Source organism: Chryseobacterium sp. BIGb0232, assembly GCF_024810195.1.
Classification (GTDB): domain Bacteria; phylum Bacteroidota; class Bacteroidia; order Flavobacteriales; family Weeksellaceae; genus Chryseobacterium; species Chryseobacterium pennae.
Genome location: NZ_JANUEH010000011.1, coordinates 195,659 through 210,077, shown reverse-complemented (window position 1 = coordinate 210,077; position 14,419 = coordinate 195,659). Strand labels below are relative to the sequence as shown.

Annotated in this window: 11 protein-coding genes and 1 tRNA gene; 4 read left to right on the top strand and 8 right to left on the bottom strand. The window is 35.6% G+C overall.

The annotated features are described in order from the left end of the window. Positions 1–18: 18 nt before the first annotated feature. Positions 19–91: transfer RNA gene (locus M2372_RS20990), tRNA-Met, on the top strand. A gap of 79 nt (positions 92–170) precedes the next feature. On the opposite strand, the gene M2372_RS20985 is transcribed toward M2372_RS20990, so the two are convergent. From M2372_RS20985 to M2372_RS20965, 5 genes are all read right to left on the bottom strand, one after another. Then, complete coding sequence (locus tag M2372_RS20985) at positions 171–1,151, bottom strand: terpene synthase family protein (protein ID WP_123318896.1); 981 nt, start codon at positions 1,149–1,151, stop codon at positions 171–173. A gap of 39 nt (positions 1,152–1,190) precedes the next feature. Next, positions 1,191–2,210, bottom strand: a complete 1,020-nt coding sequence (locus M2372_RS20980) for a terpene synthase family protein (RefSeq protein WP_123318897.1) — start codon at positions 2,208–2,210, stop codon at positions 1,191–1,193. Between the two features lie 921 nt (positions 2,211–3,131). Then, on the bottom strand, positions 3,132–3,938 hold the full coding sequence (locus tag M2372_RS20975) for a bifunctional 2-polyprenyl-6-hydroxyphenol methylase/3-demethylubiquinol 3-O-methyltransferase UbiG (protein ID WP_123318898.1): 807 nt from the start codon (positions 3,936–3,938) through the stop codon (positions 3,132–3,134). A 47-nt stretch (positions 3,939–3,985) separates the two neighbouring features. After that, entirely contained in the window at positions 3,986–4,243 is a 258-nt protein-coding gene (locus M2372_RS20970) for an Ada metal-binding domain-containing protein (protein WP_123318899.1), read from the bottom strand. A 147-nt stretch (positions 4,244–4,390) separates the two neighbouring features. Next, positions 4,391–5,104, bottom strand: coding sequence for a 2OG-Fe(II) oxygenase (locus M2372_RS20965; protein WP_123318900.1), 714 nt, complete (start codon positions 5,102–5,104; stop codon positions 4,391–4,393). Between the two features lie 195 nt (positions 5,105–5,299). On the opposite strand from M2372_RS20965, the gene M2372_RS20960 reads away from it, so the two are divergent. Next, positions 5,300–5,746, top strand: a complete 447-nt coding sequence (locus M2372_RS20960) for a GNAT family N-acetyltransferase (protein WP_115971631.1) — start codon at positions 5,300–5,302, stop codon at positions 5,744–5,746. Between the two features lie 339 nt (positions 5,747–6,085). Here M2372_RS20960 and M2372_RS20955 read toward each other — a convergent pair whose 3' ends face one another. Then, positions 6,086–6,667 (bottom strand): hypothetical protein, encoded by a 582-nt coding sequence (locus tag M2372_RS20955; RefSeq protein ID WP_123318901.1) that lies wholly within the window; start codon positions 6,665–6,667, stop codon positions 6,086–6,088. 467 nt (positions 6,668–7,134) lie between these two features. Here M2372_RS20955 and M2372_RS20950 point away from each other — a divergent pair, with 467 nt between their 5' ends. Both M2372_RS20950 and M2372_RS20945 read left to right on the top strand, forming a co-directional pair. Next, on the top strand, positions 7,135–8,343 hold the full coding sequence (locus M2372_RS20950; protein ID WP_123318902.1) for a PepSY domain-containing protein: 1,209 nt from the start codon (positions 7,135–7,137) through the stop codon (positions 8,341–8,343). 11 nt (positions 8,344–8,354) lie between these two features. Then, positions 8,355–10,478, top strand: a complete 2,124-nt coding sequence (locus tag M2372_RS20945) for a TonB-dependent receptor domain-containing protein (RefSeq protein WP_123318903.1) — start codon at positions 8,355–8,357, stop codon at positions 10,476–10,478. 174 nt (positions 10,479–10,652) lie between these two features. Here M2372_RS20945 and M2372_RS20940 read toward each other — a convergent pair whose 3' ends face one another. Both M2372_RS20940 and M2372_RS20935 read right to left on the bottom strand, forming a co-directional pair. Beyond that, a complete protein-coding gene (locus M2372_RS20940) occupies positions 10,653–11,855 on the bottom strand; it encodes a hypothetical protein (RefSeq protein WP_123318904.1) in 1,203 nt (400 codons plus the stop codon). A gap of 6 nt (positions 11,856–11,861) precedes the next feature. Continuing rightward, complete coding sequence (locus M2372_RS20935; RefSeq protein ID WP_123318905.1) at positions 11,862–14,222, bottom strand: TonB-dependent receptor; 2,361 nt, start codon at positions 14,220–14,222, stop codon at positions 11,862–11,864. Positions 14,223–14,419: the final 197 nt, after the last annotated feature.

Sequence of the window (14,419 nt, the reverse complement as noted above, 5' to 3'; positions counted from 1 at the left end):
AGCACTCTAAAAATACACCGCGGGATGGAGCAGTAGGTAGCTCGTCGGGCTCATAACCCGAAGGTCATCGGTTCGAGTCCGGTTCCCGCTACTAAAGCAAAAGCGATGCAACTTTTTGTTGCATCGCTTTTTTATTGATAAAATTTATTTGAATTATATTTCAGGTATGATTACATTGAAATTCCATATTCAGGTTTTGGAAATTCACCGGGAGTTTTGTATCGGGTAGAGCTTCCCTTGTGGTACCATGCACCTAGTCCGGAGATCATTAAGGCCATATAATGCACAAAACGTTCTATATTTTTTTGTTCCATACCAAAATCAGGTAAGTTGTTTTGTAATTCTACAAACTCATTTATATATGAATCATGGATATGTATAGCTTCAGTAATAGCTTCTTCTGTTGAAACTTTGTATTGATTTTTTATGACAAGTATAATATTGAGAACTTCTGTATCTACTGCCAATTCTTTTTCTATTGAAGCGAAATCATTCTGAATGGCCATGATACGACACATCAACATTTTCAATCGCTTGATTACCGGATGTTCAGATATAGAGTTTGGAACAATATAATGCATAGAGGGCTCAACCGGATCTCCATAAGGATACATGGAAATTGAGTATTCACGGATAAGCAAAAGGTTGTTTAAAGTAGGGAATTCCTTTTTTAGCTTATATGGTGTTTCTTCCATAATTCCATAGGTTGTATAATCATAAAAATTTTTTGTCCAACGTTCGAACCAATCGTCATTAGCATAAGGAAGAAATTCTTGTCTGCTTAAGGCTACTTGTCTCATAAGTCCAATATCATCTGCTTTGGGTTTTGCGCCCATCATGATGTCCATAATATGATTTCTAATGTCGGAAAGCTTATTAACTGGACACACTTCATAATAATCATCATATAATGTGAGCCATACCATAAATCTTGCTATGGGTTTAAGTTGTTCCTTAGTGCTGGCAGCTGGAAACATATAGGATGCTGCTTCTACTAAGCCATGTTTTTTATATTTTTTTCTTGTAGCTTCAGACATAAACTGATAATCGGTATCAATCCAGTTGTTCTGTTCTTCGTAAAATGATTGTGAGAAAGGGCCAATTTCATATGGCCAAGGGTATTGTAAAACGGGAACATCTTCTTGTTTCATGATTTAAATATTTAATAAGTGATTATGTATTCTTTTTTATTAAGATTGTTTTTGGTTGAGCTTTTCTTTTAATTCAACAGCACTTGGAAATTCAGCCTGGTTATAACGATCCAGCTTGGTAGAAATGTTCTTCCATCCGCTAAGGACCATACTCATATAATGTACCCAATTGACAACCGCATCATGCCATATCCCGAAATCCGGAAGAGAAGCTTGCAGTTCTAAAAATTCTTTTAAGTCTTCATTGTGGAGGCGAAGGTCTTCAAGACAGGCCTCTTTCAGGGACATCTGGTTTTGGTGTTGAATTACTTTTACAATATTGTAATAGATGCTGTCTGTGGCTTCATCTTTTATTACCGATTGTACTTCGTTGAAAAAAGTAACCAAATGACAGGCTAATGCCTGCAGACGCTGAATCACCGGATGTTCATGTATTTCAGGAGGAAGAACAACGCCGGTTTCCACTTCTGTCAGCTGTAGGAAAGGGTAGAGGCATATAGAGTCTTCTCGTAAAGTAATACACTCTTTGACAGAGGGGTACATTTTATTTTTCTTGTACTTAAGCTCGGTTTCAAGTCCGTTAAAATATCTGCTGATCATTTGTGTAAAACGAGAGAGCGATTCTTTTGGAATAAATTGCAGTAATTCTTCTCTAAGGGAAGCAAGCATAGCTCCTAAAGGTATTCCTGATTCTTCGGCGGTTATCTCACCATTTAATATGGCAACTGATTGAGCATGTACATATCCTATTTCATTGGGATCGCTCTCCTCATAAAGATCATCATTGTATAGCGTCCATAGCATTAACCTGCAGATAGGTTTGAATCTTTCAGGTGATGCAGTTGGAAACCATTGAGCAGCAATATGGGCGGTTTTAGTCTTTTTGTACTTTTTGCGGAGATCAGGATTCTGCGCATAAAGCCATAAGTATTCTCCATCGATCCATTGGCTCTCAGTAATCTCTTGCAGTTGTTCTGCGTTAGGGTTTTTTAATGTAGGGAATGGGTACTTAAACTGCTTACGGAGCAGCTCAAGTGTGCTGAAATTTTCATGGTTCATGACTAATGTTTTTGATTTGGTGTTGAAGTAAATATATTATTTTTTTTAAAAAACAAGTATATTGTTTTAAATTATTCAATAATAAATGATTATGTAATTAATATTGTTTTATTTATTTCATATATAACTATTTTGTGAAATAATTTAAAATACTCTTCAATACAGAATATATTTTTTTTATTTCACTTTTGATCTCAATTAATCTGGATAAGTTCACGAAGTAAAAAGAGGAATATATTTTTACTTTTTTAGGCTTATTTCCACTTGTGAAGAATTTTTTTTACCCTTTTTTTACCCTTTTTGCTTATGTGTAATGTGGTAAATCATAGAATGTTATTTGTTTATATAATTCTAAACTTTATTTAAATTATGAAACTTATGAACGGTTTTATACTTTATTATTGACTAGTACCATTTTGAACGATGTTGAAAAATGATAGGATGCTAAGAATTCTTTGAATAGCCACTGCTTGTAAGCCACGATGATTTTATCGGAGATATTCTCGTAGATTATGCAGATATCCGGAAGAATATTTAGCTGCTAAGAATGCACGAATAATTCTATTTATGCTAAAAATTATACCAGTTATGGATAAAAATAAGTAGTTTAACCGAATAGGGGTATAGAATATTGTAATGAAAAGATAATTGTAACTATGTTTTCCTGTGGAGAATCTTGGATTCTTCTGTGCTTTAAAAAGAATGAGTGTAATAAGGCTTTTGGGCTTTTTGCGTTTTCAGACTTTAAAAGCTCGTAGATTTTGTTGACTAGACAGATTTTTTTAAAGAGATGAACTCCATTTTTGACATTTTATAATTGCCACGAATACGATAACGATGTTATTCGTGAATCCGTGGCATTTGTTTCCGGCTCTAAAAATTCTGATGAGATCTTTAGAGGACTCTAAAAATCAGAAGATATTAATGACTTTTCTTTGTAGCCACTACCGAATAAACCATAGGGATTTTATCTTCCAAATGTTCTATCCTATACTTTTTAGGTTCAAATTCAACTGTTTTATTGAAACAATTGTAAGGGGAATAGTCAAATTCATCAAGGCTGTTGATCTCAAGTCCGTTTTTGATCAGACTGTTCATGACTTCACTTAATCCATGATTCCACATCACATAAGTTTGGGTAATATCTGCCTCTCTGTCTGCATACGTTCCGTTTTCCGTTTCTACAATTGCTCCGGAATTAAAATATCGGTATCCTACCGTTTCAAAGTTATCATCAAACATCCAGACTATAGGATGAAACTCAACAAACACAAATTTTCCGTTAGGTTTTAAAAAGTGGGTAATCACTTTTGCCCATTGATCCAAGTCCGGTAACCATCCAATGGTTCCATAGCTGGTAAAAACAATGTCAAACTGTTTATCCAAATGGTTAGGCAGATCATAGATGTCACTACAGACAAAAGTAGTATTTGTATGCACATCATTTGCCAGTTTCCGGGCGCTTTCAATTGCTTTATCCGATAGATCCACTCCTGTAACTTCTGCACCTAATCTGCTTAGTGATATGGAATCCTGTCCGAAATGGCATTGTAAATGTAGAATTGATTTTCCCTGCAGATCACCTAACAGGTTAAGTTCAATATCATTTAATGAGCTTTTTCCATTCAAAAAACTGTCAAGATCATAGAATTCAGAATTTAAATGGGTTTCGGTTCTGTTATTCCAGGAATTTTTGTTGATTTCTATATAATTATTCTCCGGGTTCATTTTGTATTAGTTTATTAAAAGAGAAGAGCCTAAATTACACAAAATATTTATTTTAAATGATGTAGTTGTTGGTATTTCCATTGTTGATACTTTTCTTTCATGCAATGACCACAAGGCCGGAATCCATTTTGCAGGGCTTCTTCTTCATTCGTAAAGAAAATTCTGTTTTCTCTTTTCATTCTTTTTCCTGAAGCACAACTTAACAAACCGTAGATTTTCAGTTTTTTATTTCCACCCAGACGGATTTCCTGTTTTCTGATTTTGCTTCTCAGTTCAGGAGCAGAGAATTGGGAATGTAGTATCATATTTTAGTAAGGAAGTTAGAGGTTTAAAGAGGGTAGTTCTTGAAGCTATGGATTAAACATCTTTTTATTATTTTAATACATTTACAATAAAGGGTAATAATTGCTTTGTGGTTTAGAAGTTTCTCTATCTTCCCATCTTTTATCCGGTCACTTCTCTGCGTCATGAAAAATAATCCCCAGTGCATACCGTTTTCCCGTTTTCACTTCACTCACGCCATGTTTCATATTAACTCTGTAATATCCTTTTGTTCCTTTTTCAGGCTTGAAATTCGTGGTAAAAATAAGAATGTCTCCTTTTTTAGGCTTTAAAACAATCGCTTTAGACTGTGCTCTCGGAATTTGCTGGGTTAGGACAAATTCTCCCCCTGTAAAATCATGGTCAGGTTCGCTCAGCATTAATACAACCTGAATAGGAAAGTAAAGATCACCATATAAGTCCTGATGTAAAGTATTAAAACCACCTTCACCATATTTAAGAATCAAAACAGTAGCCTTTTGCTGGGCATTGGAATGGCATTGCTGTAAAAAAAACTTGTGCTCCACAGGAAAAGAGGTAGGGATATTCAAGGCTTTAAACCAAGTGTTGGCAATAGGAGCGAGATGCGGATAGATATGGGTACGTAAATTCTGAATTAATTCGGGCAATGGATAATTAAAATATTTATATTCACCCAGTCCAAAACGGTGTCTGGCCATTACAACAGTCTTACGATATAGTTCAGTCTGAGCATAACCGGAAGCCAGTGTATTGCATTCATCATCTGATAATACATTGGGAACAGCAGCATATCCATTCTGATGCATCGATTCTGTAACAGACTGCCAGTCTATATCTTTAATTCTTTGAAGTATATCTGTCATTGTTTTGTTTTTACAGAACAAAGATCTGAACTTGAGGTAAGGTATAAAATCCGGAACATGCGGTATTTCGCTTATTGTAATAGTGTTAAAAATTTTATTTCAAACTTTCTGGACTATCTTTCTAACTTAAATCTGGATGGTAGATACAGTCCTGTTTAGATATACTTTTGCCATGTTAATAAAATACATATAACAATGAATTACACAATTAAAAAAGCAAGTCTTGAGGACCTTAATGAAACAGCCGAATTATTTAATCTTTACCGTATTTTTTACAGACAGGCATCAGATTTGGAAAAAGGGAAAGCATTTCTTAAGGAAAGATTTCTGAACAGTGAGTCTGATATTTTCCTTGCCTGGGCAGACGGTAAAGCTGTAGGTTTTGTACAGCTTTATAAATTATTCCATTATACCAAACTCCAAAAGCAATGGCTGTTGAGTGACTTATTTGTTCATCCTGATTATAGAGGAAAAGGGCTTTCTGTGGCATTAATTGATCGCAGTAAGCAATGGTGTGAGGAAACAGGAGCCTGCGGACTGATGCTTGAAACCGAAAAAACAAATGAAATTGGCAATATCCTGTATCCCCGTTGCGGATTTGAATATGACGGACTGCATAATTACTACTACTGGTGGAAATAGATTAAAACAACATAAGCATGAAATGATGGTTCCTTCTGTTATTAGTTATTTATACGGAATATTGAGTAGTATTATTTCTACAATTACCAACATTTAATTCTACAGTTATTCTTTTACGGGTAGGGTGCATAGCCCTATTTTTGTACAGCTCTTATAGGTCAAGGGTAGGACAGTTGATTCTATTAGAGCTTATGCAAATTATCTCCGCCTTATTTCTACTTTTTCCCCAAGTTTTATGATTAGTACCACAAAACTGCTTTTTGGCGGGGATTTTTTGCTCTACAAAAAAAGAGAACTGTAAAACAGTTCTCTTTTGATATTATTAAGGTATGATTTCTATTATTGAGCTAACTGAGTGTAAGGAGTAAGTTTATTATCATCACTCATAGTTGTTCCCAGAAATTCTCTCTTTTGGTCAGCTTTCATTCTTCCTGCAGCATCATTAGCATTGAAATAAGCTTCGTTAAGTTTGGTTGCAATCTCGGCTGGTTTGAAATCGAATTTTGTATCTCCTTCTACTCCTAAATATCCGTTCTTTCTGGTAAGATTAGAAATATAGTTGGCGTAATTGATGAATGTATTTCTAAGGTATTGCGTATGATATTCCATACATTTTTTAGCTTTCTTGGAAGAATTGTTCATGATACAGTTTTTCATATTGTTTCTGTATAAAAACCATTCAGATTCTAAGATGCCATACTCTTTTCCCAGTGCTGTTTTTCCGTTGATCACAATATTATTGTCACCTTCTTTTGTCGCAATGGCCTGAAGATGTTGAATGACCAATGGAACTGTAGCTTCAATTTTAGATTTAGTATCCTTTAGCATGCTAAGATCAGCAGCAGGAGATTTTTTCTTTTGAGCTGTAGTAACGTTAAAAATCAGCAGCAGTAGTACAATCAATAAATTATATCTTTTCATGAGAAATTTTTAAGGCACTAAAATAAATATAATTTCCCGGTTTTAACAAATTCATTTTAATAAAATTTAACAATTCTACAATGTAATTTGTCCATTATTGTATAAATGATGGTTTTCAGTAGTTTATTGAGATGATTTTTTTATAAAATTTCTTAATAATAAATAAATTTCATGTTCATTAAGGTTGTTCGCGTTTTAAATTGTTAAAGTTTATATGAGAACTTATAATCTGGTTCAATATTGAAGAAATGTTCAATGATGTAATTTAAACCAATATATATTAACTGTTTACTGTACATTTTTTGATCTTTGGAGGCTGTTTTCCATTCTGTTTTAGCATCAATTCTTATAAATACTAATAAAAATCAGGTTTTCAGGGCGAAATAAAGTGTTTTATTGTTTAGAATTATTATAAATAAAATTATATTTGCGGTTAATTATTTTTAATAAGACTAAATAATCATAAAATGCAGCAGACTGGTAATAAAAAAACCAAGGGTACCTTTAAAAAATATATTCTGAAAGCTCATTTATGGCTCGGGTTGCTTTCCGGTATCATTGTATTAATTGTTTCTTTGTCAGGTGCATTTTTTGTTTTCAATGAAGATATTACTGCTGCATTGCGTAAGGAACAAACCTTTCATGGTGAGAAGGATATTCAGCATAAGAAGCCAATCCCTTTACGAGAGTTAAAAAACCTGGTTAATGCACAATTAAAAAATGAAATTGTAAAAGCAGATGAAGTTACCATTCCTGTAGATCCTGCCCGTTCCTATCAATTTGGACTGATTAAAGGTAATCCTGAAGGCTGGAATCATTTCAACAGCATTATTGTCTATAAAAACGTTTATGTAAATCAATATACCGGAAAGGTCATTGCAATATATGATGTAAAAAATAATCCTTTCTTTATCTGTATGGCATTGCACCGCTCTTTACTGTTGAGTGACAAAGTTGGGGGTACTATTGTAGGTGTATCTACAATTATCTTTGTAGTAATGCTGATTACCGGGATTGTCCTATGGTGGCCGAAGAATAAAAAAATGCGAAAACAGCGCCTGTGGTTCCAATGGGAGAAAGTAAAAGGCTGGCGACGAAAGAACTATGACATGCACAATATCCTTGGTTTTTACGTTTCCTTTTTGGCCCTTATCGTTGCTGTTACAGGGATTATGTATTCGTTCCGTATTACTCAAATGTGGGTATATGTATTGCTTAATGGTTTTTCCTCAGCGACAGCGGATTTCAGCCAGTACAAAACAACAGCTCCGGAATCTGTAGAAACAGCAACAACCATAGACAGAATTATAGAACAGGTAAAAATTCATTATCCAACGGCTTATTCTTTTGGAGTTGATCTGGAAGATCATACAGAAGCAGATCACAAACACGATAATCTGAGCATATGGATCAAGGAAAAGGAGTTCACTTATGCTGAGTCTTCCATGATGATTTTTGACGAACATTCAGGAAAACTGCTATTTAACCGTCCACATGAAGACAAGGTTATGGCTGAAAGAGCTACAGATGCTACCTATGATTTGCATGTGGGAGCCTTCTTCGGAATGCCCGGTAAAATATTAGCTTTTATCATGAGCTTATTCTGTGCTTCATTGCCTGTAACCGGGTTTATGATCTGGTGGGGCAGGAAAAATAAAAAGAAAACAACAACCTAAACTCATTATTCATGAAGAAACACTATATATGGCTACCTTTAATGGCGAGCCTGAATGGCTACGGACAAACAGAAAGCCAGAACGACTCTCTGCAGACGGAAAAAATTTCAGAGATTAGTGGCATTGTAGTAAAAGGTAACAAAGCGGTTTTTCAACAGAAAGCTGATAAAATGATTTTTAATGTTGAAAACAGTGTGCTGTCTGACGGAACTACTGTATTGGAAGTACTGGGTAAAACACCGGGGGTAGTGGTTTCGCAGGAAGGTGAGCTCTCCTTACGCGGTAAGAAAGGGGTAAGTGTAATGATTAACGGTAAGCTGAGTTCACTGTCAACTAAGGAGCTGGCCAATTTGTTACGTTCTACCAATTCTACACTGGTAAAGAATATTGAAATTATTGCCAATCCTTCTTCCAAATATGATGCAGCCGGAAATGCAGGGATCATTAATATTGTCCTTAAAAAGAGCTCACTGGAAGGACTTAGCGGTAACTACTATATAAATGGCGGAAGAGGCCGTAAAAACAGGGTAAATACGGGATTAAGTCTGAACTATACCCATAAGAAACTGTCTTTACACGGAGATTATAGTTACACATTCCGTGGTGAGGAAGAAAGACGGGAATTTAGTCAGGTTTTCTTTGATGAAAAGCAGCCACAGCAGATGACGAGAAGAACGGATCAGAACTCAACAACAAATGAGCCTTTAACGTCCAACAATTTTAAAGTAGGAGCAGACTATGCTTTCAGTGATAAAACAAGTATTGGTGCTTTATTCGATGCTAAAATAGGGCGGTATGAAGACTTCTCGAAGGGCGAAAACAGGATATTTCAGCCTGTGGATAATCTGTTTGCTCATGTGCTTTCTGATAACCAAAGTAAAGAAAACTGGTACGATTATACCTATAATTTAAAAGGGACACACATTTTCAACGAAAAAGACTATAAAGTAGATGTAGATCTGGAATACGAAACTTCGCGTTTCTCTTCCCGTCAGAATCAGCTTTCGGATGCATTAGTGAATCAGGGGACAGAGAAGTTTAATAATAGGAGAGGGAGTATTGCTTCCCGTCTGAAGGTTTTCAATGCTAAAGTAGATTTTACACTTCCTTTTAGTGAAAAGCATAGTCTGGAAACAGGGCTGAAGTCTACTGTAAAGTCAAATAAGAATCCTTCGGAGTATTTTATACAACAGGGCGAAGAATGGATCAATGATGATAAAGCAAGTAATGAATATGTATACAAAGAACAGATTCATGCGCTGTATGCCAACTATAAGCTAAATCTTACGAAATGGACCTTCCAGCTGGGGTTAAGAACAGAAATGACTCATACAGACATCAATCAGAAAACGTCTCAGGAACAACGGAAAAGAGATTATACAAACCTGTTTCCCAGTGCATCCATCAAATATCAGATGAATGATCAGCATGGATTCTATGCTTCATACAGTAAAAGAATCAACAGACCAAGCCACTTCGACCTGAATCCGTTCCGTTTTTACGATGATCCGTTCAACTATTGGCAGGGAAATCCTAATCTGAATCCCGAGTTTACCCATGCAACAGAAGTGGGCTATACCTTTGGAAAATACATCATAGCATCTGCTTATTTTAGTGTAACAAATGATGTAATGACAGAGGTATATAATTATCAGCCGGACACCGGAATTCTGGTTAAAACCCAGGACAACCTGAACAAATCTTATGTGTATGGTGCCAACATAACGGCTACTACAAAGCTTTTCAGCTTCTGGTCGCTTACTTCCATGTTTAATATATTCAACAATGAGTATAAAGGCAATTATCAGAATTATTCGGTGAACAGTTCACAGCTTGCATTTACAGTGAATGCACAAAACAGTTTTAATATTGCAAAAGGGTTGAAAGCAGAAGCTAATGCACAGTATTTCTCGAAATCAAACATTGGCTTGTTTATCCGTGATGCTTACTTTGATCTGACATTAGGAGTTTCAAAAACATTATTGAAAGATAAAGCAACCGTAAAATTTGCAGTAACTGACTTATTAAAAACGAACAATTACCGGGTAACAGGAGATAACTTCAGTTCTACTATTCGACAAAAATATAACCTGGATAGTCGTGTGGTAACATTATCGTTCAATTACAAACTTTAATATGCAAAGCCTTGTCAAGGTTTCAACCCTTGACAAGGCTCTTTAACTACCAATCTCTTTAACTACCCACAGCACTTGAAATAGAAACTAAAAAAAGCTGTTCTCAAAATTATTGAGAACAGCTTTTTTTATCAATTAAATATCTATATTTTCTACAGAATTAATAGGCTTTGATTAGTCATAGAATTTATCAAAACGGGCAAACCCTGAAATATTATCAGGAAGCTTCATACCTTTCGTTATTTTGTCAGTCTGAGGATCATAGATCCATACATAGTTACCCCCTTTACTGGCATTTACAGCAATGTATAGCTTTTTATCCTGAACAAACAGACCTTGTTCATAAGGTTCATCTCCTGGCAGTTCATCCAATACTCTAACCAATTGTTTGGTTTCAGTGTCTATTATAGCATAGCGGCCATTATAGGTATTACCCAATGAAGGATCACGGTATAAAATCACCATCTTATTATTACCAATATAATCAATCATTGTTTCCAGAGTTTTACCTCCTACAAGATCTGTAAGGTTGATCTGATAACCCATATCAGGAGATGTACCTCCTTTAAGAGTCCTGAAAAGATGAATCTTACTGGTACCAGCTCCTACACGAGGAAAACAGGCATAATAAAAGGCTTCATTATCCTTTTTGAAAGCGGTTTTAAAATAGGGTGAGCCGTTAGCTACACCAGAACTCCGGTTATCAGCTGCTGAGTGCGTTACTTTAAAAGTTTTATAATCTATAACAGCAAAATTGTAAAATTCCGGAGTAATCCATTTTCCATTGCGGTAGCTGTATTGTAAATAGATATGCCCATCCATATAGGTCATAGAGCCTATCGTATAAAATTTATAAGCATCGGGAAAAGGTTCAAATCCTTCAATTTCACCCTGGCGGATAATACTAAGATCTACCGCATTGAAAACTGTATAACGGATATGCTGGCCATCACCTGTTTCCCCAACCAGTACCAAAGTATTATCATCTATCCATACATAACTGGAAATATCACTGATGTAAGTATAAGGAACTTCTTTTGCAGTAATGAGCCTATCCTGTGTGTATTTAAACTTTTTAAAGACTCCCTGATCGGTTTTGTAGTTATAAATAAAACCATTTTTTACGATGTAAGAATAGGTTCCCTTAGAATTGATTTCGTCTCCTTCTTTGGTAATATCCATTTCACCTGTTGTAACATCATTGGTGGCCGTCATATAATGTACGGTATTGGGCCAGCTTCCCAAAGCGGAAAGCAGAAAGTATTTGTAGTCTTTTTCGCCGCTTCCGGAAGTACCGGAGTCAGGTTCGCGTTCACAGCCAATGATGGTTAAACATACAAGTATTAAAAGTATGCTGTTTCTGAAATAGTGTGTCATGGTTTTTTACTTAAGTAGATATCTGAATTTTACATAGAAAGCACGTCCCTGCTTCTGAAGTTTGAAGTTGTCATAAGCCAGGGCATCGCTAAGATTGGTTACATCAAATGCTAAGTTATATCTTCCGTTTTTCATAGAATAGCTTATACCTATGTTGTGAAGCGTTTGTCTTGGGATTACCGGAATATTTCTTGGATTTCCGTAGGTTTTCCAGTTTTTGTAGAACCAGTCGGTCATCTGCAGTCCGTAGTAAAGCTCTATACGGCTGTCTTTCTGAAACCAGTCATCTTTACCGATGCTTACATTTGCATTTCCAAATAACCAGGGCTGGTTAGGAACATCTTTTTTGTAAGTAGCTGAAATTACGTCTTCACTGTTGTTGGCAAATTTTGTATTGTCATAAGCTTTGTTGTAGCTCACATTCATTAATACATTCAGGAGTCTTTTGTATTGGTAGCTCAGTTCCCCTTCCAGTCCGCGGGTAAAGATATTAGACAGGTTTTCATATTTGAAAGTACTGTTGTATAAATTTGGAACAGTAAAGATAAAATCCTTTGTATCACGGATGTATCCGGCACCTTCTATACGGAAAGCATGTTGTCCCCATTGGTGATTGAAGTAGAAACCTACATTTACATTATCACTGGTTTCAGGTTTCAGATTCATATTACTGGTTACAGCCACACCATCTCCGAAAATTTCCTGAGGTTCTACCAAACGGTAAGAACGTTCAAAAGACCCTTTAAGTCCAAGTTCTCTGGTGATTTTTACAGTGGTTGCAAAACCGTAGCCCCAGTTACTGAAATTATCTTTTACCGGATTATCAGTTCTGGTTACCTGATCAAAAACCATCTTCTGAAGTCCTACCTGATAGTATTTTGCAAAAAACACGTTGGTCCAATGTCTATTGAAAAATTCCTGTTGATAAGCCATAGACAAGATCTGCTTGGTCATCTTAGCCGGAGATACATCATCCTTTTCCTCCTCCAGTTGATTGAAGGTAGTATTCTTAAGATAATCGAGTACATAATTGAAGATAAGCTTGTGATGGTCAACAATTTTATAAGTAGCCCCCAACTGAGAATACAGACGGTCTTCGTGCTGCATGATGATACTTCTGCCTCCTTTTTCACTTGTAGCAGAAGGCACAAAAGTACCATCCCAGCTATATTTACGCATTAGGGTATCAGTTGCCTTCTGAACACTTTTAGAAAAACCGGCATAAAGATTTACATCTAAATGATCATTAAAAAGGTTAGCTTTTTTATACTTCATAAAGTAATTATGAGCCTCTCCGCTTTGTTTTACTCCACCATACACTACATCCTGGTTGGAACCTGTCTGGATCTGTTTATCGAAAACCGATTGCGATGCTCCTACAAAGAAAGAATCTGCCCAGCTTTTATTTTCTAATCCGAATTCAGCCATTCCGAAAACGGATTGATATCTGTCATTAAAACGCTTCAGGTTTCTCGGCTCATACTCATTTTTGGCAGCATTCCATATTTTCATATCCTTCATCAGATAGTTGTTATCCGAGTGGTTATAAAAACTGTTGATGCGCAGGATAATTCCTGTTTTATCATCTTTAAACTGTCCGTTCAGGTTGATACGCTGTGTATTAAAAGACCCTACGCTTATACCTGCATCCAGATAATTTTTGCTGTTTCCTGGAGTAATAATATTTACCGCTCCACCCATAGCATCAGTACTTAGATGAATAGGAACAACCCCTTTATAAATCTCCACGCGGTCAGCCATATTTACCGGCAGCGTGCTCAGGTCTACACCTTTTCCAAGCATTTCCAAAGGAACGCCATCTATAAAGAACTTCACGGCTTTACCGGACATTCCGTTAATAGAGAAATTATAATCAGAACCTACACCTCCCTGCTGACGAACTTTAATTCCGGTGGTCCTGTTCAGAACCTGATTAAGATCCGCTGTAGTATTGGCTAATTTAGCAACATCTATGGCATTAACAGTAAAAGCACCGTCTTGCAGTGCCTTCACTTTACCTTTTCCATGTACAATAACTTCTTTTACAACCGCATGATCTTCTGCTAACTGAATATTTATTGGAGATCCTTCAGTGCCAAAGTTCATCTTCTTTCTGAACTTTTTATAGCCATCCAGGCTGAAGATTAATAGAGCATCTCCTTTTTTGTAACTAATTCTGAAATTTCCGTTTTGATCGGTTTGTGTTTTAATTTTTGTGTTTTCAACAAAAATGGTTACTCCGCTTAACCCCTGTTTTGTGTGGTCCTGTACAACTCCCTGAACTGAATAATCACTGTCCTGTGCTTTGATTTGGGATATTGAAAGAGTAAAAATAAGAAAGATAAAAATTCGTTGATATAATTTCATTATTTATAATTATTATAAACAACAAAACTAAATCATCCTTATGAAACCTCAAAGAAAACGACTTGTTTATTTTTAATTATTCTAATTAGCATTAATGTGGAAAAAAAAATAAAATTGAACAAAAAATGTAAATAGTTTAAAACCAAACAGTAACATTAAAGGATCTAATTATTGTTTTTTATTAGTATGAAAAAAAT